This is a genomic window from Agrobacterium sp. 22-3639C2, from assembly GCF_053522105.1.
Genome location: NZ_JBNWDB010000003.1, coordinates 805350 through 828845, shown reverse-complemented (window position 1 = coordinate 828845; position 23496 = coordinate 805350). Strand labels below are relative to the sequence as shown.

The 23496-nt window shown below is 58.6% G+C and carries 22 protein-coding genes and 1 tRNA gene; 11 read left to right on the top strand and 12 right to left on the bottom strand.

The genetic code is table 11. The annotated features are described in order from the left end of the window. Window positions 1–67: 67 nt before the first annotated feature. From dnaJ to ACQZ6D_RS17050, 3 genes are all read right to left on the bottom strand, one after another. Window positions 68–1201, bottom strand: coding sequence for a molecular chaperone DnaJ (dnaJ, locus tag ACQZ6D_RS17060; RefSeq protein ID WP_003514371.1), 1134 nt, complete (start codon window positions 1199–1201; stop codon window positions 68–70). A 90-nt stretch (window positions 1202–1291) separates the two neighbouring features. After that, window positions 1292–3193: a molecular chaperone DnaK gene (dnaK, locus tag ACQZ6D_RS17055; protein ID WP_003514373.1), complete on the bottom strand. Its 1902-nt coding sequence runs from the start codon at window positions 3191–3193 to the stop codon at window positions 1292–1294. A gap of 287 nt (window positions 3194–3480) precedes the next feature. After that, window positions 3481–3570 (bottom strand) — tRNA-Ser (locus tag ACQZ6D_RS17050). 220 nt (window positions 3571–3790) lie between these two features. On the opposite strand from ACQZ6D_RS17050, the gene ACQZ6D_RS17045 reads away from it, so the two are divergent. From ACQZ6D_RS17045 to deoA, 10 genes are all read left to right on the top strand, one after another. Further along, the gene (locus ACQZ6D_RS17045; protein ID WP_013635245.1) at window positions 3791–4108 is read left to right on the top strand and encodes a hypothetical protein; all 318 of its coding nucleotides are present in this window, start codon (window positions 3791–3793) and stop codon (window positions 4106–4108) included. Between the two features lie 77 nt (window positions 4109–4185). Next, a complete protein-coding gene (gene msrA, locus ACQZ6D_RS17040; protein WP_019564547.1) occupies window positions 4186–4836 on the top strand; it encodes a peptide-methionine (S)-S-oxide reductase MsrA in 651 nt (216 codons plus the stop codon). A 214-nt stretch (window positions 4837–5050) separates the two neighbouring features. Then, window positions 5051–6043 (top strand): BMP family lipoprotein, encoded by a 993-nt coding sequence (locus ACQZ6D_RS17035; RefSeq protein ID WP_003514392.1) that lies wholly within the window; start codon window positions 5051–5053, stop codon window positions 6041–6043. An 83-nt stretch (window positions 6044–6126) separates the two neighbouring features. Beyond that, window positions 6127–7632: an ABC transporter ATP-binding protein gene (locus ACQZ6D_RS17030; RefSeq protein WP_003514394.1), complete on the top strand. Its 1506-nt coding sequence runs from the start codon at window positions 6127–6129 to the stop codon at window positions 7630–7632. Between the two features lie 7 nt (window positions 7633–7639). Next, complete coding sequence (locus ACQZ6D_RS17025) at window positions 7640–8743, top strand: ABC transporter permease (RefSeq protein ID WP_003514397.1); 1104 nt, start codon at window positions 7640–7642, stop codon at window positions 8741–8743. Window positions 8744–8749: 6 nt separating this feature from the next. Beyond that, window positions 8750–9721, top strand: a complete 972-nt coding sequence (locus ACQZ6D_RS17020) for an ABC transporter permease (protein WP_003514401.1) — start codon at window positions 8750–8752, stop codon at window positions 9719–9721. A gap of 19 nt (window positions 9722–9740) precedes the next feature. Beyond that, window positions 9741–10130, top strand: a complete 390-nt coding sequence (locus ACQZ6D_RS17015; RefSeq protein WP_019564546.1) for a cytidine deaminase — start codon at window positions 9741–9743, stop codon at window positions 10128–10130. Continuing rightward, a complete protein-coding gene (locus ACQZ6D_RS17010) occupies window positions 10130–10930 on the top strand; it encodes a purine-nucleoside phosphorylase (RefSeq protein WP_448729840.1) in 801 nt (266 codons plus the stop codon). Before ACQZ6D_RS17015 ends, ACQZ6D_RS17010 begins: the two co-directional genes overlap by 1 nt. A 2-nt stretch (window positions 10931–10932) precedes the next feature. Continuing rightward, entirely contained in the window at window positions 10933–11706 is a 774-nt protein-coding gene (deoC, locus tag ACQZ6D_RS17005) for a deoxyribose-phosphate aldolase (protein WP_003514408.1), read from the top strand. Continuing rightward, complete coding sequence (gene deoA, locus ACQZ6D_RS17000; RefSeq protein WP_083211588.1) at window positions 11703–13019, top strand: thymidine phosphorylase; 1317 nt, start codon at window positions 11703–11705, stop codon at window positions 13017–13019. The genes deoC and deoA overlap by 4 nt, the downstream gene beginning before the upstream one ends. Here deoA and ACQZ6D_RS16995 read toward each other — a convergent pair. From ACQZ6D_RS16995 to cyoA, 9 genes are all read right to left on the bottom strand, one after another. Continuing rightward, window positions 13012–13533 carry a TIGR02281 family clan AA aspartic protease gene (locus tag ACQZ6D_RS16995; protein WP_013635250.1) on the bottom strand — a complete coding sequence of 174 codons (522 nt, stop codon included), beginning with the start codon at window positions 13531–13533 and terminating at the stop codon, window positions 13012–13014. The two genes, deoA and ACQZ6D_RS16995, sit on opposite strands and share 8 nt — an antisense overlap. Window positions 13534–13667: 134 nt before the next feature. Then, window positions 13668–14297, bottom strand: a complete 630-nt coding sequence (gene upp / locus ACQZ6D_RS16990) for a uracil phosphoribosyltransferase (RefSeq protein WP_003493096.1) — start codon at window positions 14295–14297, stop codon at window positions 13668–13670. 96 nt (window positions 14298–14393) lie between these two features. After that, window positions 14394–15371, bottom strand: a complete 978-nt coding sequence (locus ACQZ6D_RS16985; RefSeq protein WP_013635251.1) for an adenosine deaminase — start codon at window positions 15369–15371, stop codon at window positions 14394–14396. Further along, window positions 15368–16588: a phosphopentomutase gene (locus tag ACQZ6D_RS16980; protein ID WP_448729839.1), complete on the bottom strand. Its 1221-nt coding sequence runs from the start codon at window positions 16586–16588 to the stop codon at window positions 15368–15370. The genes ACQZ6D_RS16985 and ACQZ6D_RS16980 overlap by 4 nt, the downstream gene beginning before the upstream one ends. Before the next feature lie 114 nt (window positions 16589–16702). Beyond that, a complete protein-coding gene (locus ACQZ6D_RS16975; RefSeq protein WP_448729838.1) occupies window positions 16703–17473 on the bottom strand; it encodes an SURF1 family protein in 771 nt (256 codons plus the stop codon). Window positions 17474–17675: 202 nt separating this feature from the next. Then, the gene (cyoD, locus tag ACQZ6D_RS16970; protein ID WP_003514416.1) at window positions 17676–18071 is read right to left on the bottom strand and encodes a cytochrome o ubiquinol oxidase subunit IV; all 396 of its coding nucleotides are present in this window, start codon (window positions 18069–18071) and stop codon (window positions 17676–17678) included. Next, window positions 18071–18697, bottom strand: coding sequence for a cytochrome o ubiquinol oxidase subunit III (gene cyoC, locus ACQZ6D_RS16965; protein ID WP_003514417.1), 627 nt, complete (start codon window positions 18695–18697; stop codon window positions 18071–18073). Before cyoC ends, cyoD begins: the two co-directional genes overlap by 1 nt. A 5-nt stretch (window positions 18698–18702) precedes the next feature. Next, complete coding sequence (cyoB, locus tag ACQZ6D_RS16960) at window positions 18703–20706, bottom strand: cytochrome o ubiquinol oxidase subunit I (RefSeq protein ID WP_003514419.1); 2004 nt, start codon at window positions 20704–20706, stop codon at window positions 18703–18705. A gap of 76 nt (window positions 20707–20782) precedes the next feature. After that, a complete protein-coding gene (cyoA, locus tag ACQZ6D_RS16955; protein ID WP_003514421.1) occupies window positions 20783–21856 on the bottom strand; it encodes a ubiquinol oxidase subunit II in 1074 nt (357 codons plus the stop codon). Window positions 21857–22162: 306 nt separating this feature from the next. Here cyoA and ACQZ6D_RS16950 point away from each other — a divergent pair, with 306 nt between their 5' ends. Further along, complete coding sequence (locus tag ACQZ6D_RS16950; protein WP_448729837.1) at window positions 22163–23491, top strand: MFS transporter; 1329 nt, start codon at window positions 22163–22165, stop codon at window positions 23489–23491. Window positions 23492–23496 lie beyond the last annotated feature (5 nt).

Genomic DNA, 23496 nt, shown 5'->3' with positions numbered 1-23496 from the left:
TATGAAAGAAAAACGCCGCCAGTCCCGAAAGACGGCGGCGCTTTTTTTCGTAGGTAACGGCCGCAGATCAGCCGTCGAAGAATTCCTTCATCCGGGCAAAGAAGCCGGTCGATTCCGGATTATTCTCCTGGGACGAGAGTTGCTCGAACTCCTGCAACAGCTCGCGCTGGCGCTTGCTGAGCTTTTGCGGTGTCTCGATCTGGATCTGGATGTAGAGATCGCCAGTCTGCGCCGAACGCAGCACCGGCATGCCCTTACCCTTCAGGCGGAACTGCTTGCCTGGCTGGGTGCCTTCCGGAACCGTGACGCGAGACTTCGTGCCGTCGAGCGTCGTCACATCGAAGGTGCCGCCAAGAGCGGCCGTCGTCATGGAGATCGGCACGGTGCAATAGAGATCGGCACCGTCCCGCTGGAAGAACTCATGCGGACGCACGGACAGGAAGATGTAGAGATCGCCCGCCGGGCCACCACGCATGCCGGCTTCGCCTTCGCCCTGCAGGCGAATGCGGGTGCCATCCTCGATACCCGAGGGAATGTTGACCGAAAGCGAACGCTCTTCCGTCACGCGGCCCTGGCCGTGGCACTTGCTGCACGGATCGGAAATCGTCTGTCCACGCCCGTGGCAGGTGGGGCAGGTGCGTTCTACCGAGAAGAAGCCCTGGGCTGCGCGCACGCGGCCGGAACCCTGACAGGTGCCGCAGGTTTTGGGTTGCGTGCCGGGTTTTGCGCCGGAACCGGAACAGACATCGCAGGTTATCGAGGTTGGAACCCTGATCTGCGCCGTCTTGCCGGCAAAGGCTTCTTCCAGCGTGATTTCCATGTTGTAGCGAAGGTCGGCGCCGCGCTCGCGACCGCCGGAAGAGCGGCGTGCGCGTCCGCCGCCCATCATCTCGCCGAAGATGTCTTCGAAGATATCCGAGAAGCCGCCATTGGCGAAACCGCCGCCGCCCATACCACCGCCGCCCATGCCGCCATTTTCAAAGGCGGCGTGGCCAAAACGGTCATAGGCCGCGCGTTTTTGCGGGTCCTTCAGCGTTTCATAGGCTTCGTTGATTTCCTTGAACTTCCGTTCGGAATCAGCATCATCCGGGTTCTTGTCCGGATGGTATTTCATCGCGAGTTTGCGGAAGGCGCTTTTCAGCTCTTTTTCGTCCGCGGTCTTGCTGACGCCGAGTGTTTCGTAAAAGTCTGCTTTCGCCATTAAGATAACAAGCCTCGCAAATGGATTTCCGGCTGCACTTCGGCAGCCGGATGTCTTGCATGTATCGACAGGAGACGGGAAGCCACGCTATTACGCGGACTTCTTGTCGTCCTTGATTTCCTCATAGTCGGCGTCGACGACGTCGTCCTTGCCGCCTTCTCCGTTAGCGCCGGCTTCAGCCTGCTGCGCTTCGTAGATGGCCTGACCGAGCTTCATGGAAACTTCCATGAGGGTCTGGGTCTTTGCCTGAATGTCGTCGGCATCCGGTTCGGAAGCCTCAACGGCCGTCTTCAGGCTGGCAATGGCGTCTTCGATGGCCTTGCGGTCGGTTTCGGAAACCTTGTCGCCATATTCCTTCACCGATTTCTCGGTGGAGTGAACGAGGCTTTCGGCCTGGTTCTTGGCTTCGACACCCGCACGACGCTTCTTGTCGGCTTCGGCATTGGCTTCAGCGTCCTTGACCATCTTCTCGATGTCGGCGTCGGAAAGACCACCGGAAGCCTGGATACGGATCTGCTGTTCCTTGCCGGTGCCCTTGTCTTTCGCCGAAACCTGCACGATGCCGTTGGCGTCGATATCGAAGGTCACTTCGATCTGCGGAACGCCGCGGGGTGCCGGCGGCAGGCCGACGAGGTCGAACTGGCCGAGCAGCTTGTTATCCTGTGCCATTTCGCGCTCGCCCTGCGAGACACGGATCGTCACGGCCGACTGGCTGTCTTCGGCGGTCGAGAAGGTCTGGCTCTTCTTCGTCGGGATCGTCGTGTTGCGATCGATCAGACGAGTGAAGACGCCACCCAGCGTTTCGATGCCGAGCGACAGCGGCGTCACGTCGAGAAGCAGAACGTCCTTGACGTCACCCTGCAGAACGCCGGCCTGAATGGCGGCGCCCATGGCAACCACTTCATCAGGGTTCACGCCCTTGTGCGGCTCCTTGCCGAACAGCTGCTTGACGACTTCCTGTACCTTCGGCATGCGGCTCATGCCACCAACGAGAACGACTTCATCGATCTCGGCAGCGGTAACGCCGGCATCCTTGAGGGCAGCCTTGCAAGGGGCGACGGTGCGCTGCACCAGATCGTCCACCAGGCTTTCGAACTTGGCGCGGGTCAGCTTCAGCGTCAGGTGCTTCGGACCGGAAGCATCAGCCGTGATGAACGGCAGGTTGATTTCGGTCTGCTGCGAGGACGAAAGTTCGATCTTGGCCTTTTCGGCAGCTTCCTTGAGGCGCTGCAGAGCGAGCTTGTCGTTCTTCAGGTCGATGCCCTGATCCTTCTTGAACTCGCCGGCCAGATATTCGACCAGACGCATGTCGAAGTCTTCACCGCCGAGGAAGGTGTCGCCGTTGGTGGACTTCACTTCGAAAACGCCGTCGCCGATTTCCAGAACGGAAATATCGAAGGTGCCGCCGCCAAGGTCGTAAACGGCGATGGTCTTGCCGTCCTTCTTGTCGAGGCCGTAAGCGAGGGCTGCCGCGGTCGGCTCGTTGATGATGCGCAGGACGTCCAGACCGGCGATGCGGCCGGCATCCTTGGTTGCCTGGCGCTGGGCGTCGTTGAAGTATGCCGGAACGGTGATGACGGCCTTCTCGACCTTTTCGCCGAGGTAGGATTCAGCCGTTTCCTTCATCTTCTGAAGGATCATCGCGGAAATCTGCGAAGGGGAATAGTTCTTGTCCTGAGCCTTCACCCATGCGTCGCCATTGTCGCCCTTGACGATTTCAAAGGGAACGAGAGCCTTGTCCTTTTCGACGGTCGGGTCTTCATAACGGCGACCGATGAGGCGCTTGACCGCAAACAGGGTGTTGGTCGGGTTGGTGACCGCCTGGCGCTTGGCCGGCTGGCCGACAAGGCGTTCGCCATCGTCGGAAAATGCCACCATGGATGGCGTAGTGCGCGCGCCTTCCGCGTTTTCAATAACTTTCGTGTCCTTGCCGTCCATCACTGCAACGCAGGAATTGGTTGTGCCAAGGTCGATACCGATTACTTTTGCCATGCTCTTCTCTCCTTGAAGCGAGCTGTCGGAACCCCGTGAGGCATTCCATGGACAACTCCTTGACTTGGATTTGCAGTATTCGCTGCTGTTATGCGGCGTATATAAGGAGCGATTTTTCCTGCTGCAAGGCGCAAGAGAGGGTGAAGCGCTGCAAAAAAGCGGATGAAACCCCTGTCTGTGCAGAAGCATAGCCATCAAGGCATGCAGAAGGGCAAAAACGTGACTTTGACTGCCACGGTCATGGCGATGCGGAGGCGCGTTTATAAAGTCATTGAGGTGAGGTGAAATGGCGGACAGGGTGGGATTCGAACCCACGGTACGCTTTCACGCACACACGCGTTCCAGGCGTGCGCCTTAAACCACTCGGCCACCTGTCCTTTTTTCAAATCTGCATGTTTTGAGGAATGCAAATCACTGGAACGGCGCGATATATACCGATGAATTCGCTGGGATCAACACGAATCTGACAGTTTTTTGAATTGTCGGCAATTTCCTGCCTTCCGATGCGATTGCAAACCGGTTTTCCCGCCTTTATCGATGCAATATATCTTTCAAAACATGGCTGTCGAAACGACGGGCCGCAACCGAGGTATCTTGATGAAAGCTTTTTTGCGGTTTTTGAGCTTTCTTCTTCTCATTGCAGCTGTTTTTCTTGGCGTACTCGATTCGATCCGCTCGGTTTCCACATCCTCGGTCAATATCACCGGCATCCTGTCCGTCTGGAACTATCTTCTTCCTGCCTCGCGCACCATGGTGGAAACGGCCTTGGCTCACTATATTCACCCTGAAGCGTGGCGCTTCATTGAAAATGCCCTGTCGGGACTGCCGGCATTTGCTTTTTTCCTCGCGCTATCCCTGCTTTGCTGGATGGCCGGTTACAGGAAGCGCAAAGTGATGAGGCGTTCGTCAGTATGAATTTATCAACTGACGGCGCGCGCGCCCCGCAGATGTGAACCCTGAGAAGCGGCATAATCGGCCGCACGGAGGACCGAATGTTCCTGTTCGATACGCTTTCAAAAAAGACGACGATGCCGACCGAAGAGACGGCTTTGCCCGGCCGTGAAGAGGCGCTTGCCGTGCCCGAGACCCATTTCGTCAATGGTCGGCCCTTGAAGGGGCCTTATCCCGATGGTTTGGAAATCATCTATCTGGGTATGGGTTGCTTCTGGGGTGCGGAGCGCCTGTTCTGGCAGACGCCGGGTGTGTGGGTGACGGCGGTGGGTTATGCCGGCGGTTTTACCCGCAATCCCACCTATCAGGAGACGACGACGGGCCAGACGGGCCACGCCGAAGTGGTCAAGGTCGTCTACGATCCGGCCGTCATATCGCTGTCAGGCCTGCTTAAGATATTCTTCGAGGAGCATGATCCGACTCAAGGGATGCGGCAGGGAAACGATGTCGGCACGACCTATCGTTCCGCCATCTATGCCAATACCGAAGGCCAGTTGCAGCAGGCGCAGAAGGCGCACGACGCTTTTCAGCAGGCTTTGGACGAGGCGGGGCATGGCCGCGCCATCACCACCGAAATTGGACCGCTTGAAACATTTTATTACGCGGAAGACTATCACCAGCAATATCTTGCCAAGAATCCGGGCGGCTACTGCGGGCTCAGGGGAACCGGCGTAAGCTGCAATATCGACTAGATTTTTTGCACGTTGCCCAGGTGGAAAGACCAAAAAAACGCCAGAATAAAGTTTTTCCACCGGGTCAAAAAAACCGGATGAATTTTTCATTGAGCCATGCAAGGATATGAGCCAAGCACAGCCGGGATAACGGCTGGCGGTTCCGCAGACATTCCCGGTCAACGGGTTTGCGGGAGGACCCTTAAAATATCAATTGCAACAACAGGGCTGCACAATGAAAAAATCCCTTCTGACGCTTTTTGCGCTCGCCGCCATGTCGGCTTCCGCGCTTGCTGCCGATATCAAGCCGGCATTGGTTTATGGTACGGGCGGCAAGTTCGACAAGTCGTTCAACGAAGCCGCCGCGGCTGGCGCTGAGAAGTTCAAGGCAGAAACGGGCATCGAGTTCCGCGATTTTGAACCGACCAGCGATACGCAGGGCGAGCAGGCTATCCGCAACTTCGCCAGCAAGGGCTTTAACCCGGTTGTTGCCGTGTCCTTCGCCTGGACGTCGGCCATGGAAAAGGTTGCAGCCGAATTCCCTGACACCAAGTTCGTCATCGTCGATTCCGTCGTCGAGCTGCCGAATGTCCGCTCGGTCGTCTACAAGGAGCACGAAGGCTCTTATCTCGTCGGTCTTCTGGCAGGCATGGCCTCCAAGACCGGTAAGGTCGGCTTCATCGGCGGCATGGATATTCCGCTGATCCGTAAATTCGCCTGTGGTTATGCGCAGGGCGCCAAGGCTGCCAACGACAAGATCGAAGTCTTCCAGAACATGACCGGCACCACGGGTGCGGCCTGGAATGATCCGGTGCGCGGTGGCGAACTGACCAAGAACCAGATCGACCAGGGCGCTGACGTGATCTACGCGGCAGCCGGTGCGACCGGTATCGGCGTGTTGCAGACCGCTGCCGACAACAAGAAATTCTCGATCGGCGTCGATTCCAACCAGAACCACCTGCACCCCGGCTCGGTTCTGACCTCGATGGTCAAGCGCGTCGATCTGGCCGTCTACAACGCCTACAAGGATGCCAAGGACGACAAGTTCACCCCTGGCATCGTTGCTCTCGGCGTCAAGGAAGACGGCGTTGCCTATGCTCTCGACGACAACAACAAGGCCCTGATCACGCCGGAAATGACCGCCGCCGTGGACAAGGCGAAGGCCGACATCATTGCCGGCACCATCAAGGTTCATGACTATATGGCGGACAATTCCTGCCCGAAATGATATGATATGTGTCTGGGGCGCATGGTGATTTTTCACCTTGCGCCCTTTTCATATCCAGCCTTCGGAGAGGTTTCGGTTTGAGTATGGACCCAGCAATCGAACTCGTGGGCATCGATAAAAAATTCGGTGCCGTTCACGCCAATAAGAATATCAACCTGACCGTTGCCAAGGGTACGATCCACGGCATCATCGGGGAAAACGGTGCCGGAAAATCGACCCTGATGTCGATCCTCTACGGTTTTTACCAGGCTGATGCCGGTGAAATCCGGGTAAACGGCGCGCCGGTATCGATCCGCGACAGCCAGGCTGCGATCAGTGCTGGCATCGGCATGGTCCATCAGCATTTCATGCTGGTGGAAAATTTCACCGTGCTGGAAAACGTCATGCTGGGCGCGGAAGGCGGCGCATCGCTTGCCAAGGGCAGGGCGGCTGCGCGCAAGGAGTTGAAGCGCCTTGAAGACGACTACGGGCTGGAAGTCGATCCGGATGCTGTGATCGAAGAACTGCCGGTCGGCCTGCAACAGCGCGTCGAAATCCTGAAAGCCATGTATCGTGGCGCCGAAATCCTGATCCTCGACGAGCCGACCGGCGTTCTCACGCCTGCGGAAGCCGATCATCTTTTCAAGATCCTCGGTGTCCTGCGTGAGCAGGGCAAAACCGTCATCCTCATCACCCACAAGCTGCGCGAGATCATGGCGATCACGGATTCCGTCTCCGTCATGCGCCGCGGCGAAATGGTGGCGACCCGCAAAACCTCCGAAACCAGCGTTGAGGAACTGGCCGAACTGATGGTCGGCCGTCGCGTGCTGCTGCGGGTGGAAAAAGGCGAGACGACGCCGGGCGAGGTTCTCCTTTCCATCCGTAATCTGACCGTCAAGGACAGCCGCGGCGTCACCATGGTGGACGATGTCTCGCTGGATGTCCGCGCCGGCGAAATCGTCGGCATCGCCGGTGTGGCCGGCAATGGCCAGTCTGAGCTCCTCGAAGCGATCGCAGGCATCCGCAAGCCTTACTCGGGCGAGATATGGGTGGCCGGGCAGAAGGTTGATCGGCCCGATCCGTCCATTCTGCGCGAACTCGGTCTCGCACATATTCCGGAAGACCGGCACCATATGGGGCTGGTGCTGAAATTCGAGGAATATGAAAATTCCATCCTCGGCTATCACCATGACGAGCGATACGGCAAAGGCCCTTTCCTCAACCCCGAGGCCATCCGCAAGGATGCGGTCGAAAAGATCGAGAAATACGATATCCGCCCGCCGAACCCGCAGCTGAAGACCGCCAATTTTTCCGGCGGCAACCAGCAGAAGATCGTCGTCGCCCGCGAAATCGAGCGTGACCCCAAGATGCTGATCATCGGCCAGCCGACCCGCGGTGTGGATATCGGCGCCATCGAATTCATCCATCGCCGCATCATCGAAATGCGCGATGCCGGCAAGGCGATCTTGCTGGTTTCGGTTGAACTCGATGAAATCCGTTCCCTTTCGGACCGGATCATGGTCATGTTCGCCGGGCGTGTCGTTGGAGAAAAAACGGCGGAAGCCGAAGAACAGACGCTGGGCCTGATGATGGCCGGCATCGCCGCATGAGGCATGAATGAGCACCGCTTCCGTACCCCTGCCAAACTGGATCACCTACGGCCTCCTGCCGTTTTTAAATGTAGTTACCGCATTTCTGATTTCCGGCCTCGTCGTCTGGTCGATCGGTGAAAATCCGCTCGCGGCGCTTCGCCTGCTCATCGAAGGGGCGCTAGGCCGTGGCGATGCCATCGGCTTCACGCTGTTTTATACGACGAGTTTCATCTTCACCGGCCTATCTGTGGCGGTCGCCTTCCATGCCGGTCTGTTCAACATCGGTTCTGAAGGCCAGGCCTATATTGGTGGATTGGGCGCGGCGTTGGTGGCGCTGGCGCTCGACCGTTATGTGCCGTGGTATGTGACGATGCCCTTCGCCATCATCGGCGCTGCGGTTTTCGGCGCGGCCTGGGCGTTTATTCCGGCATGGCTGCAGGCAAAACGCGGTAGCCACGTCGTCATAACCACCATCATGTTCAACTTCATCGCTGCGGCGTTGATGGTCTATCTGCTGGTGAACGTGCTGATCGTGCCGGGCAAGATGGCGCCGGAAACGCGCACCTTTCTGCCAGGTGGGCAATTGCCGAAGCTCGACTGGCTGATGGCGCTGTTCGGCCTGAAGCTCGGGCCGGCGCCGTTCAACGTCTCCTTCATCATCGCACTGGTCATGTGTTTTCTCGTCTGGGTGCTGATCTGGCGCACCAAGCTCGGTTATGAGATGCGCACGCTCGGCGTCAGCCCCTCGGCCGCCGTCTATGCCGGCATTCCCTATGCGCGCACCGTTATCATCGCCATGCTCATTTCCGGCGGTCTGGCAGGTATGATGGCGCTGAACCCGGTCATGGGAGCTTCCGCCCGCTTGCAGGTGGAATTTGTCGGCGGTGCGGGTTTCGTCGGCATCGCCGTGTCGCTGATGGGGCGAAGCCACCCGCTCGGCATCCTGTTTTCGGCGCTGCTGTTCGGCATTCTCTATCAGGGTGGTGCAGACCTCTCTTTCGAGATGCCGAATATTACCCGTGAGATGATCGTCGTCATCCAGGGTCTGGTTATCCTGTTTGCCGGCGCGCTCGAATATATGTACCGGCCGGCGATCGTCCGCATCTACCAGCGCTTGGCAAAGGGGTGAGCTGATATGGATTTCTTCGATATGCTGGTCAGCATTCTCGGCTCGACCGTCCGTCTCACCATCCCGCTTCTGTTTACGGCGCTTGCCGGGCTGTTTTCCGAACGCGCGGGCGTGTTCGATATCGGACTTGAAGGCAAGATGCTGGCGGCAGCCTTTGCTTCGGCTTGTGTCGCCTATCTCACCGCAAATCCCTGGGCCGGCCTGCTTGCGGGCATTGCCGTCTCCATCTTGTTTTCGCTGATCCACGGCTTTGCCGTCATCACAAATCGCGGCAACCAGATCGTGTCGGGCGTGGCGCTCAACTTCATTGCCGCCGGTCTGACGGTGGTTCTGGGGCAGGCGTGGTTCGGGCAGGGCGGGCGCACGCCGCAATTGCCTGGCGAAGGCCGTTTCGCACCGATCATCCTGCCTGGTGCGGATGCGATGCGCGAAGTGCCTTTCATCGGCCCGCTCTACGCCAATGTCATTTCCGGCAACAACATCCTGACCTATCTCGCCTTTCTGGCGGTGCCGCTGTCCTGGTGGGTGCTTTACCGCACCCGTTTCGGCCTTCGCCTGCGCGCGGTGGGTGAAAATCCGGGCGCGGTCGATACGGCGGGCATTTCGGTGACATGGATGCGTTACCGCGCCGTCATCGTTGCCGGCTTCCTCTGCGGTTTTTCGGGCGCCTATCTAGCCGTTGCGCAATCGGCGGCCTTCATCGCCAACATGTCGGCCGGTAAGGGCTATATCGCACTCGCCGCGCTGATCTTCGCGAAATGGAAGCCGGTGCCGGTCATGTTCGCATGCCTCCTCTTCGGTTTCCTGGATGCTTTCGCCAACTTCATGCAGGGCAAATCCGTGCCGGGTATCGGTGAAGTGCCGGTGCAGATTTTCCAGGCAATGCCCTATATTCTGACCTGCATCCTGCTTGCCGGTTTCATCGGCGTCGCCAAGCCCCCCAAGGCCGGTGGCGTTGCCTATGCGAAGGAGCGTTAAATCCATGTCCCGTGAACCAATGTCCCATCAGTTGTTCGAGGCAGCGGTGGAGGCCATGGCCTTTGCCCATGCGCCCTATTCGAAATTCCCTGTCGGTGCGGCAATCCGCGCTGAAGACGGCAAAATCTACAAGGGCGCCAATATCGAGAACCTCTCCTTCCCTCAAGGCTGGTGCGCCGAGCCTTCGGCCATCAGCGCCATGATCATGGGTGGAGCAAAGAAGATAAGCGAGATCGCCGTCATCGCGGAAAAGCTTGCTCTTTGCCCGCCCTGCGGCGGCTGCCGGCAGAAGATCGCCGAATTCGCCTCGCCAGACACCAAGGTCTATCTCTGTGACGAAACCGGTGTTCAGAAGGTCATGACCATGGATGAACTTTTGCCCTTCAGCTTCAAGACCGAGCTGCCCTGATGCCGGATACGCTGATCGATATTCTGGTGGAGCGTCTGAATGGCCTGATGCCGCGCATCGCCATCGTGCTGGGCTCAGGCCTGGGGTCGCTGGTGGACGAGGTCAGCGATGCGATCCGCGTGCCTTATGCCGAACTTCCCGGTTTCCCTGCAAGCGGCGTTTCTGGCCATGCGGGCGAGTTGGTGGCCGGATATCTCGGTGGCGAGCCGGTAATGATACTGTCCGGCCGGGTGCACTATTACGAAAAAGGCGATCCGGCCGCCATGCGCGCGGTCATTGAGGCGCTCGCCGGTCTTGGCGTGCAGTCGCTCATCCTCACCAATTCCGCAGGCTCGGTCAGGCAGGACATACCGCCCGGCTCGGTCATGCAGATCACCGATCATATTAATTATTCCGGCATGAACCCGCTGATTGGCGAAGAGAGCGACAACCGCTTCGTCGGCATGACAACGGCTTATGATCCGGACCTGATGCTCGCCATGCGTAATGCCGCGATCCGCGCGACGGTGCCCTTGTTCGGCGGCGTCTACATGTGGTTTTCCGGCCCGAGCTTCGAAACGCCGGCGGAAATCCGCATGGCGCGGCTGCTGGGTGCGGATGCCGTCGGCATGTCCACCGTGCCGGAAGTCATCCTCGCCCGCTTTTTCGGGATGCGCGTTGCCGCCGCATCGGTTATTACCAATTACGGTGCCGGTATGACTGGCGCTGAACTGAGCCATGAGGAAACCAAGGACATGGCCCCGGTGGGCGGCAAGAGGCTTGCCGCCATCTTGAAAGAAATGATCGCAGGAGGAGCGTGACCATGGAACTCCAGCGTCCGCGCGAAGCGGCTGCCCTGACACTATCCTTGCTGGACCTGACCAACCTCAAGGAAGACTGCACGCCCGAGCAGATTGCTGCTTTGTGCCAGAGGGCTCATACCGAATACGGCAATACCGCCGCGATCTGCATCTGGCCGCGTTTCGTCGCCCAGGCACGTGCCGCTTTCGGAAAAGACCATGCGATCCGTATCGCCACGGTCGTCAATTTTCCTTCGGGCGATCTGGATGTTGCGACCGTGGTGGCGGAGACCGAGGCGGCTATCCGCGACGGTGCCGACGAAATCGATCTGGTCATCCCCTATCGTAAGTTCATAGCAGGCGATGAAACGGCTGTTTCCGAGATGGTGGCTGCCGTACGCAAGGTCTGTGTCGCACCCGTTCTTCTCAAGGTCATTCTTGAAACCGGCGAGCTGAAGGACAAGGCTCTCATTCGTCGTGCTTCCGAACTCGCCATTGCCGAAGGTGCCGATTTCATCAAGACCTCAACAGGTAAGGTCGCCATCAACGCCACGCTGGAAGCCGCCGATATCATGTTGCAGGCGATCCGCGACAGCAGGCAGAAGGTGGGCTTCAAGCCTGCCGGCGGTGTCGGCACGGTGGAAGACGCCACGCTTTATCTGCGGCTGGCGGAAACAATCATGGCGCCGGACTGGGCCATGCCGTCCACGTTCCGCTTCGGCGCTTCCGGCGTTCTCGATGATGTCCTGAACGTGCTGGCCGGCGGCGAACCGGCCAAGGCCGCCAGCGGGTATTGAGCTTGATCCCGCAGGAAATCATCCGCCGCAAACGTGATGGCCTGTCTCTTGCGCCGCAGGAGATTGCCGCTTTCATCGAGGCGCTGTCCAAGGACGGCATATCGGAAGGCCAGGCCGCTGCCTTTGCCATGGCGGTGTTTTTCCGGGGTATGAACCGCGACGAGATGGTGGCGCTGACACTCGCCATGCGCGACAGCGGTGATGTCCTGTCCTGGAACGATATTGGCAGGCCGGTGGCGGACAAGCACTCGACCGGCGGCGTCGGCGACAACGTCTCCCTGATGCTCGCCCCGATCGTTGCCGCCTGCGGTCTTGCGGTGCCGATGATTTCCGGCAGGGGTCTTGGCCATACCGGCGGCACGCTCGACAAGCTGGAAGCGATCCCCGGTTACGATGTGATGCCGGACGAAGCCCTGTTCCGCCGGACGGTCAAGACGGTCGGCTGTGCCATCATCGGCCAGACGGGCGATCTCGCCCCCGCAGACAAGCGCCTCTATGCTATCAGGGACGTGACCGCGACGGTGGATTCCATCCCGTTGATCACCGCCTCCATTCTGTCTAAGAAGCTTGCGGCCGGGCTTCAGACGCTGGTTCTGGATGTGAAGGTCGGCAACGGCGCTTTCATGCAGAGTGTGGAGGATGCCCGTAATCTCGCCCTCGCGCTGGTCGATGTGGCAAATGGCGCGGGCTTGCCGACGACGGCTCTTATAACCGACATGAACCAGCCGCTTGGCGATGCCGCAGGCAATGCGGTAGAAATCGTCAATTGCCTGGACTTTCTGGCTGGCCGTAAGGCGGGAACACGTCTCGAAAAGGTGGTTCTTGCCTTTGCTGCGGAAATGCTGGTGCAAGCGGGCAGCGCGGCCACTCTGGATGAAGGCGAGGCGCTGGCTGAGGCCGCCCTTTCCTCCGGGCGTGCCATGGGAGTCTTTGCGAAAATGGTCGCAGCACTTGGCGGGCCTGCGGACTTTGTCGATCATCCATCGCGTTACCTGCCATCGGCGCCGGTCGTTCTCCCGGTTTCGGCTGAGCGCAGCGGCTGGCTGGCATCCTGTGCGACGCGCGATCTCGGCATGGTCGTTGTCGAGCTTGGCGGCGGCAGAAGAATGCCGTCAGACAAGATTGACCCTTCGGTCGGGATCTCCGATATCCTGCCGCTCGGCACAAAAGTGGAAAAAGGCGAACCAATCGCCTGCGTCCATGCGGCCTCTAAGCAAGAAGCGGAACTTGCCGTCAAAAGGATTACGGCCTGCTATGGGGTTGCTGACACTGCGATGGAAACCAGCACTGTGGTCCTCGAGCGAATTACCTGACCAGCCTCATTTCGCCACCCGATACCTTGAATGACGATAGTTGTTTCAGGAAGCTCATGCCAACAAGCATGTTGCTCAACGCATTATCTTTCAGCACCATGGCGTCGACATTCTGAACGCGGATCGTGCCGATTTCCACCCGGTCGAGCTTCAGATAGGCCGCCATGGTCTGGCCGTTGGCGGTTGAGATCGGATATTTGAAATCGAGGCTGTTGACGCCGAAACCGAGCCGCCGGGCGATCGTCTCATTGATGGCAACCATGGAGGCGCCGGTATCGACAAGCCCGTCGAAAGATTTGCCGTTGATACGGAAAGCGGCGTTGAAGTGGCCGCGTGCGTCCGCTTTCAGATTGACGCCACCAAGCGAAACGGGCTCCGGTTTGACGGCTTCCGATTTGACTTCGGCTTTTTCCACCTTGGCTTCCGGGCGCGGCTGAAATTTTTCCACCAGCGCCGGAATCTGCGTGGCGCTGACCGAAAGACCGATAAGCAGAAAAATCGTACGCGCCAGCAAGTCGTCGCTCCTGAGAAGGCAGGGTTATCCCTATGCAGAATAGACGCAAAACGTGCTGAAATCTTAAAAGAAAAAGCCATTCGCCGCTTGTTGGTCGGCGAATGGCTCAAACGGTTAAGCGATGATGAACGGTGTTATTTCGTGCCGTACATGCGGTCGCCGGCATCGCCGAGGCCGGGAACGATATAACCCTTTTCATTCAGCTGCTTGTCGATTGCGGCAGTATAGATCGGCACATCGGGATGCGCTTCACGGAAATTCTTGATGCCTTCGGGTGCAGCCAGCAGACACAGGAAGCGGATGTTCTTCGCGCCCCGCTCTTTCAGCTTTTCAACCGCAGCGATGGAGGAATTGCCGGTCGCCAGCATTGGATCGACGACGATGATAAGGCGGGCATCGAGGCTTTCAGGAGCCTTGAAGTAATATTCGACCGCCTCCAGCGTATCGTGATCGCGATACACGCCGATATGCGCAACACGCGCCGAAGGCACGAGCTCGAGCATGCCTTCCAGAAGGCCGTTGCCGGCACGCAGGATGGAGGCGAAAACCAGCTTCTTGCCCTCCAGCACCGGAGCCTCGATGGTTTCGAGCGGCGTATCGATGGTTTCCATCGTCATTTCAAGGTCGCGCGTCACTTCATAGCAGAGCAGCGTCGAGATTTCCCTGAGCAGGCGGCGGAAGCCGGCTGTCGAGGTTTCCTTCTTGCGCATGATGGTAAGTTTGTGCCGCACCAGCGGATGTTCGATGACTGTGACGCCGTCCATGAAACTGGCCTTCCTTTTTTATCCTGTGCCCCTGTAATTCACCGAAAGCAGGCTTTTCGCAAGCCTTCTTCGCGGTTTTACCCCGCCAACCGATGCCTAGTGGCTATCGAGTTTCGCAAGCAGCCGGGCGCGTGTGACTTCATCCACAAAGGCGCTTTCCAGTGCGGTTCGGGTCATGCGGTTAATCTCGGCATCGCTGAAACCGAAAGCATCCGCAGCCAGCGCATATTCCCGGGCAAGCGAGGTAAAGAAGAATGGCGGATCGTCGGAACTGATGCAGACGCGCACCCCGGCATCGCGCAACGCCCTCAGCGGATGGCTGCCGAAATCGGGATAAACGTTGAGCGCGATATTTGATCCGGGGCAGACCTCAAGCACTGTTCCCGCCTCAACCAGCCGGGCGACGAGAGCGGCGTCTTCGATGGCGCGCACGCCATGCCCGATGCGCGACGGCTTTACGAGGTCGAGCGCATCGACGACGCTTTCCGGTCCGCAGACCTCACCCGCATGGATGGTCAGCCCAAGGCCGGCATCGCGGGCAATGTCGAAGGCGCGTGCGTAATCGGCGACGCGGCCCATGCGCTCCTCGCCCGCCATGTTGAAACCGGTCACCAGCGGGTGTTTCGTCCGTGCTGCATATTCAGCCGCCGCGATGACCCGTTCAGGACCGAAATGCCGCTCGCCGGTCACGATGATGCGGGTTTCGATACCGGTCTTTTCTTTCGCGATCCGGATGCCCTCGGCGATACCGGAGAGATAGGCGTCAGCGCCGAGCCCGATGCGGTCGCCATGATCGGGCGAGATGATGAGCTCGCTATAGATCGTATTGGCCTCGGCAAGTTCGGTCAGATAGGTTTGCGTCAGAACCGCATAGTCCTCATCGGTCTTGAACACCTGCGCCACCGCATCGTAGCACTGGATGAATTGCGCAAAATCCGACCAGACGTACTGGCCGTCGCGCAGAAAGCTACTGGTGTCTATGCCGTATTTCTCGGCCTGTTTTGCGACGAGGGCAGGGGGTGCCGCACCTTCCAGGTGGCAGTGAATTTCCGCTTTCAGCAAATGCGATGTCAAATGAAGCTCCTGCCGTGCGAACCGGCCTCGATTCCTAGATGGTGGGCGATGCTTTCGCCGATGTCGGCGTAGCTTGAACGAATGCCGACATCGCGGGAGCGGATGCCCGGCCCGAATGCCATGATCGGCACTCTTTCCCGTGTATGGTCCGTGCCCCGCCATGTGGGATCGCAACCATGGTCAGCGGTAAGAATGGCGATGTCGCCCGGCGCCATTTTGCGATGGATTTCCGGAATGCGCGCATCGAAGGCTTCAAGCGCCGCTGCATAACCGGCAACATCGCGTCGATGGCCGTAGAGCATATCGAAATCGACGAAATTGGTGAAGACAAGATCGCCGTTTTCGGCTTCGTCAATAGCGTGCAGCGTTGCATCCATCAGGGCGCTGTTGCCATTTGCCTTGATGACGCGCGAGACACCCTTGTGGGCATAGATATCGCCGATCTTGCCGATCGCGTGCACTTTCCTGCCAGCCTCCACAAGGCGGTCGAGCAACGTCGGTTCGGGCGGCGGAACGGAGAAATCGCGGCGGTTGCCGGTGCGTTCGAAGGTTGCGACCGTCTCGCCGATGAAGGGACGGGCAATGACACGGCCGATATTCAGCGGATCGAGCAGCTTGCGCACCGTCTCGCAGAGCGTGACGAGCCGCTGCAATCCGAAATGGGTCTCGTGCGCGGCGATCTGGAACACGGAATCGGATGAGGTGTAGCAGATCGGCTTGCCGCTCCTGATATGCTCTTCGCCAAACGTCGCGATGATCTCGGTGCCGGAAGCGTGGCAGTTGCCGAGAATGCCTGGAATATCCGCTTGCGTGTAGATGGCTTCCACCAGTTCGGGAGAAAAGGCGTCGCCTTCTGTCGGGAAGTAGCCCCAGTCGAAGGTGACGGGCGTGCCCGCGATCTCCCAATGGCCTGAGGGCGTATCCTTGCCCTTCGATATTTCGCTGGCGGAGCCATGCAGGCCGAAAATACGCTCCGGCGGCTCCATGCCGGCGGGAATGTCGCCGCTTGCTTGTCGTGCAATCTCCAGAAGACCAAGCGAAGACATGTTGGGCAGCTTCAGCGGACCCGCCCGAAGGCCCGGCCTGTCGGCAGCACCTGCCGCGCAGAATTCGGCGATATGACCGAGCGTATTGGCGCCGAGGTCGCCATAATGCTCCGCGTCAGGCGCACCGCCGACACCGAAGGAATCCAGAACGAGAAGAAATGCTCTTGCCATAACTCACCGAAACGAAAATGCGCCGACGGGCAATGTCAGGCCGAACTGTCGTTATAGATCAGCAAAACGTGAAGAAGGAAGTGATTTTATGAACCATCCGGTAAAACCGGCTGTTCAATCCTCTTTCCGTTTCGATTTCGGCGCGTTGAGATTGCGCAGCACGTACCATCCAGCGGCAATTACCATGGCCGCCAGAATATACCATGTGATGGCGTAGGACAGGTGGTTGTTGGGGAAGGTGAGCATGGTCTTGCCGCCGACCGGTAGGCCACCCGGATTGGGCGTCGCATCGGCATCGACATAAAAGGGCGCCACGCCGGAAAGGCCGGATGCCTGCGATATCTGCCGGATATTGCGGGAGTACCAGCGCCGATTTGCCGGATCGTTGGTTCGAAGGAAAAGCCCGCCGGTTTCTGACGCGCGCATCAGCCCGACGATCTCGACCTGCCCGCTTGGCTCCCCTTCCCGGCGCGAGGATGGATCGCGTTTGTCGGAAGGCACGAAGCCGCGATTGACGATGATATTCGATCCGTCATCGCGTCTCAGCGGCGTCATCACCCAGTAGCCGGGCCCGAGATCGCTGACCGTATAGACCTGGACCTCCTTATCGTTGAGGAAGGTGCCGGACAGTTTCACGCGGCGATATTCATAGTGCGCGGGGTCTGCAAGGGCCGGCCATTCGCGGGCTGCCGGTGCATCCACAGGTGCGGCATGGGCGCGAGCTTCGACGCGTTCGATGAGATCGAGCTTCCAGAAGAGGCGTTGAACCTGCCATGTTCCAAGCGCCAGCAGGAAGCCTGTCAGTACAATAGTCAGAAGCAGGACGACGATTGCTGCGGGGCGGATGCGTCGCGTGTGCGGGGCGGTTGTCGACGGATCGGTCATGGTTTCACAGTCCTTGCAAGGCCATGCGGTTTGCTGCGGCAACACTGTCGGCTGTCGGCTGTCGGCTGTCGGCAGCCGGGTCTTCCAGCAAATAACCCCATAAATCGCGCCGACGATTCATGGGGTTATGCGCTGCGGGGGTCGTGTGCTGGCGCAGAAAGCGGCCCGCCGGAAATCCGGCAGGCCGTTAATCTATGGCTGCTCAGGGCAGGTTTTTCACATCCTCGATGTGCAGCGGCATCATGTTCTTGTTCATGTTGTACATGACCCAGAGTGAGCCGGAGAGCGTGATCAGCAGCACCACGACGGTGAAGATCAGCGCCATGAAGGTCCAGCCGCCTTCGGACTTGGTGTCCATGTGCAGGAAGTAGATCATGTGCACGAAGATCTGGATGACGCCGAGACCCATGATCGCGATGACCAGCAGCGTCTTGTTTTCAAGAACGTCGCCCATGACCAGCCAGAACGGGATCGCCGTCAGGATGACCGACAGGACGAAGCCGATCATGTAGCTTTTGAACGTGCCGTGGCTGGCGCCATCATGGTGATGATGGTCGTCGCCATGCGCGTCGTGGTGTGCGTGTGCTTCGGAACTCATCAAAGAACTCCCATGAGATAAACGAAGGAGAAGACGCCGATCCAGATGACGTCAAGGAAGTGCCAGAACATCGACAGGCACATCAGGCGACGCTTGTTTGCGGCGATCAGACCATGTTTTGCGACCTGGAACATCAGTGTGACGAGCCAGATTACGCCGAAGGTGACGTGCAGACCGTGCGTACCAACCAGCGCGAAGAAGGCGGAAAGGAACGCTGAACGCTGTGGACCTGCACCTTCTTCGATCAGGTGATGGAACTCGTAAAGTTCCACGGCGAGGAAGGCGAGACCGAAGAGACCGGTGATGCCGAGCCAGATCAGCGTTGTCTTCACCTTCTGCTTTTCCATTTCCAGCATGGCGAAGCCATAGGTGATGGAAGAGAAAAGCAGGAAGGCGGTGTTGATCGCCACAAGCTTCAGATCGAACAGATCTGCGCCCGAAGGGCCGGCCGCGTAGTTGCGGCCGACAACGGCATAGGTGGCAAACAGCGTTGCGAAGATGAGGCAGTCGCTCATCAGATAGAGCCAGAAGCCCAGCGAGGTGCCGTTCTCCGGATGGTGGTCTTCTTTCAGGTAGAAGACCGGTGTTTCCGCGCCCGCGGCGCTTTGTGCAGGTGTATGAGCCATATTCGTTACGCCTGTTCCGCAAGCAGCTTCGTACGTTCCGCCTCGACTGTCGAAACATCGGAGGCAGGAATGTAGTATTCGCGGTTGTAGTTGAAGGTATGGGCGATCGAGACCGCGATGATGGCGAGCATGGACAGAGCCGCCAGCCACCAGATGTGCCACACCAAGGCAAAGCCAAGCACGACGCTGATGGCGCTGATGATTACGCCCGCACCGGTGTTCTTCGGCATATGGATCGGGATGAAGCCTTCCTTGGGACGGTCGTAACCGCGCTTCTTCATATCCGCCCAGGCGTCGACGTCATGCACAACCGGCGTGAAAGCGAAGTTGTAGGCAGGCGGAGGCGACGAGGTCGACCACTCCAGCGTACGCCCATGATAGGGATCGCCGGTCACGTCACGGAGCTGATCGCGCTTCAAGAAGCTGACGATGAGCTGGATGACGAAGGAAGCGATGCCGAGCGCGATCAGGAAGGCGCCGAAGGCTGCGATCAGGAACCAGATCTGTAGCGAATTGTCTTCGAACTGGCTGATACGGCGGGTCACACCCATCAGGCCGAGAATGTAGAGCGGCATGAAGGCGAAGTAGAAGCCGATGAACCAGAACCAGAAGGACAGCTTGCCCCAGAACGGATCGAGGCGGTAGCCGAAGGCCTTCGGGAACCAGTAAACGATACCCGCAAGCACACCGAACACCACGCCACCGATGATGGTGTTGTGGAAGTGGGCGATGAGGAACAGCGAGTTGTGGAGCACGAAGTCCGCCGGCGGAACAGCGAGAAGAACGCCGGTCATGCCGCCGATGACGAAGGTGATCATGAAACCGATCGTCCACAGCATCGGAACGTCGAACTTGATGCGGCCCTTGTACATGGTGAAGAGCCAGTTGAAGATCTTCGCACCGGTCGGGATCGATATGATCATCGTGGTGATGCCGAAGAAAGCGTTGACGCTTGCGCCGGAACCCATGGTGAAGAAGTGGTGCAGCCAAACGATGTAGGCGAGGATGGTGATGACACCCGTCGCATAGACCATCGAGGCATAACCGAAAAGACGCTTGTTGGAGAAGGTCGAGACGATTTCCGAGAAGACGCCGAAGGCCGGCAGCACCAGGATGTAAACTTCGGGATGGCCCCAGATCCAGATGAGGTTGACATACATCATCGGGTTGCCGCCGAGATCGTTGGTGAAGAAATTCGTGCCAACGTAACGGTCAAGGGTCAGAAGGGCGAGCGTGCCGGTCAGGATCGGGAAGGATGCCACGATCAGGATGTTCGAACACAGCGACGTCCAGACGAAGATCGGCAGGCGCATCATGGTCATGCCAGGTGCGCGCATCTTGATGATCGTGACGATCAGGTTGATACCCGAGAGCGTCGTGCCCACACCGGCGATCTGCAGACCCCAGATGTAATAATCCACACCCACGCCCGGACTTCCGTCGATGCCGGAAAGCGGCGGATAGGCAAGCCAGCCAGTCTGCGCATATTCACCGATGAACAGCGAGATCATGGTGATGACGGCGCCGGCCGTGGTCATCCAGAACGAGAAGTTGTTGAGGAAGGGGAACGAAACGTCGCGGGCGCCGATTTGCAGCGGCACGACGAAGTTCATGAGACCGGTGATCATCGGCATGGCCATGAAGAAGATCATGATGACGCCATGGGCCGTGAAAATCTGGTCGTAATGGTGCGGCGGAAGATAGCCTTCCGATCCGCCGGAGGCGATCGCCTGCTGGACGCGCATCATGATGGCATCTGCGAAACCGCGCAGCAGCATGACGAGTGCCAGAATGATGTACATGATACCGATCTTCTTGTGATCGATGCTCGTGAACCATTCATTCCAGAGATAACCCCACAGCCGGAAATATGTGAGGGCGCCGACGACGGCGATGCCGCCCAGAGCCACTGCCGCGAAGGTCGCGACGAGAATGGGCTCGTGAAGCGGGATGGACTCCCATGTCAGCTTCCCGAACAGGAATGACGTTTGATCGGAATTGACGATCATTTTTAGCCTCTTGCGATTCTAAGACATAAGATCGGCGCAGCCATTGGCCGCGCCGCATAATGCCGGGACTTATCCGTCAGCCAGCGACTTGTTTCGTTTCCGGCAGCGCCGCGGGTTCGAAAGTCTGTCCTTCGATCGCAGCCGGAGTGGATTGGGGTCCGCTGGCGACACCGTAAGGTGAAAGCGGTGTACAGACGACGGAGTTCAGCGCCTTGGCGATATCGATGCCTTCCTTGCCGCCGCCGCCCTTGGCGTCGATATGCATCATGTCACGCATGCAGAGCTTGTTGGGCTCGACGCAGCGGTTGAGGATGGCATCGTAAAGCTGCGGATCGACGGAGGCGAAATATTGCACCGGCTCACGTTCCGAAGGCTTGGCAAAGTCGAGATATTCCTGGCGGCCGAAGCCTTTGCCGCCATCCTTGATCTTCGCAACCCACTGATCGAAGCCCTGTTGGCTGAGACCATGGAACTTGAAGCGCATATGCGAGAAGCCAGGGCCGGAGAAGTTGGCCGAGAAGCCGTCATAAACGCCTTCCTTGTTGATGACCGCGTGCAGCTTGGTCTGCATGCCACCCATGGCGTAGATCTGGCCGGCGAGTGCGGGAACGAAGAACGAATTCATCGCGGTCGTGCCGGTGATCTTGAAGTTGATCGGAACATCGACCGGAGCTGCGAATTCATTGACGCTGCCAATGCCGAGCTCGGGGTAGAAGAACAGCCACTTCCAGTCCATGGCCACCACTTCCACCGTAAGCGGCTTGGTTTCGGCGGTAACCTGACGGTTTTCGTCGATACGCTCCAGCGGGCGGTAGGGGTCGAGACGGTGGGTGGAAATCCAGGTCACAGTGCCTAGCATCAGGATGATGGCGACCGGGGCGGACCAGATCACCATTTCAAGGCGCGTCGAGTGATGCCATTCGGGATCGTAATCCTCGGCCTTCGCCGATTCGCGATACTTCCATGCGAAGAACAGCGTCAGGGCGATAACCGGGACGATGATGAGCAGCATCAGAACCGTGGACGTGATGATGAGGTCGCGCTGCTGGATGGCGACGTCGCCCGAAGGGTTCATCACCACGAGGTTACAGCCGCTAAGCAGCAGCAGTGCGGGGATTGCCAGAAGGGCAGATGTGATTTTCTTGATCATGCGCACGTTCTTTGAACTCGTACAGTTTGGATTATGCCGCGATTAATTGCCGAACATCATTTTTGAAATGAGGTATATTGTCGCGGTGCAGCGAAACCTTCGCGATGCACCATAGGCTTAGCGGAGCCGCGTTTGAAGGCGGAGCGGCTGCATTATCGCATAGGGAGCTTGCGGGGCAAGCCTTTCTTATCAAACTTCAATTGACGTTACGTAGGGTGCGTGTGACAATCCGTCGCATCGTAACGCTAAGGAAGAGGAGCCGGCGCGTTACAGGAAATGGTTCGTCCATGACGCAGGAGGGATATTATGAGTTATACTGATGCTGCTCCATCTTTTGGGCAGGCGCCGGAAGCGAAGGGACATGGGACCGATCCGGTCAAGGTCGATCCGGATCGCATTACAATTGCTGTCATTCTTGCGAGAATGACGGAGTTTTTCGACTTTTTCATCTACGCCATCGCCTCCGCGCTCGTTTTTCCGCATGTCTTCTTTTCCTTCGTCGATCCGCTGACGGCGACGCTTTATTCCTTTGCGGTCTTCTCGCTGGCCTTCATCGCAAGGCCGATCGGTTCATTGATCTTCCTCCAGATCGACCGAAAGTTCGGCCGTGCCGTCAAGCTGATGGCGGCCCTGTTCACGCTTTGCGGTTCCACGATGGCGATCAGCTTTCTTCCGTCTTATGCGGAGGCCGGCATGCTTGCCCCCTGTCTTCTGGCGGTATTCCGTATCGGTCAGGGACTTGGTCTCGGCGGTGCCTGGGATGGTCTTGTCTCGCTCCTCGCCATGAATGCACCGCCGAAGCAGCGCGGCTGGTACGCCATGATGCCGCAAATTGGTGCGGCGATGGGCTTTGGTCTTGCCAGCGCATTCTTCATCGTGTTCGTGACGCAGCTCTCCAGCGCGGAATTCCTGGCCTGGGGCTGGCGTTTCCCGTTCTTCGTTGCGCTCGCGCTCAATGTTCTCGCGCTCTTTGCCCGCCTGCGCATGATTGTCACGCCGGAATTCCAGTCCATGCTTGCACAGCATGAGCTGGAGCCGCGCCCCGTGTTCAAGATGCTGCGCTCGCAGTTTCCGGTCGTGCTGACGGGCGCTTTCGTGCCGCTGGCAAGCTTCGCGCTCTTCCATCTCGTCACGGTCTTCCCGCTGAGCTGGGTTTCCCTCAATACCACCCAGCGGGTTTCGGACTTTCTGTTCGTGCAATTCGTCAGCGCCATCATCGCCGGCGGCATGATCGTCGTGTCTGGTATTCTCGCCGACAAAATCGGCCGGCGGAAGCTGCTGGCTTTCGCCGCAGTGCTGATCGGTCTTTTCAGCCTCGTGGCGCCGCTTCTGCTGAGTTCGGGCGATATAGGGCGTTATCTTTTCGTCTTGGTCGGCTTTGCATTGCTTGGCCTGTCCTTCGGCCAGGCGGGCGGTGCGCTCGCCTCCCGCTTCAGCCGCGAATACCGTTATACCGGCGCTTCGCTCACCTCGGATATTTCCTGGCTGATCGGCGCTGGTTTTGCACCGCTCGTGGCGCTCGGATTTTCGTCCAAATTCGGACTGTTTGCGGTCGGGATTTACCTGATGTCGGGTGCAGTCTGTACACTGGTCGCACTGTGGTTCAGCCGAACACTGGACATGCCCTCGGATTGAACAGG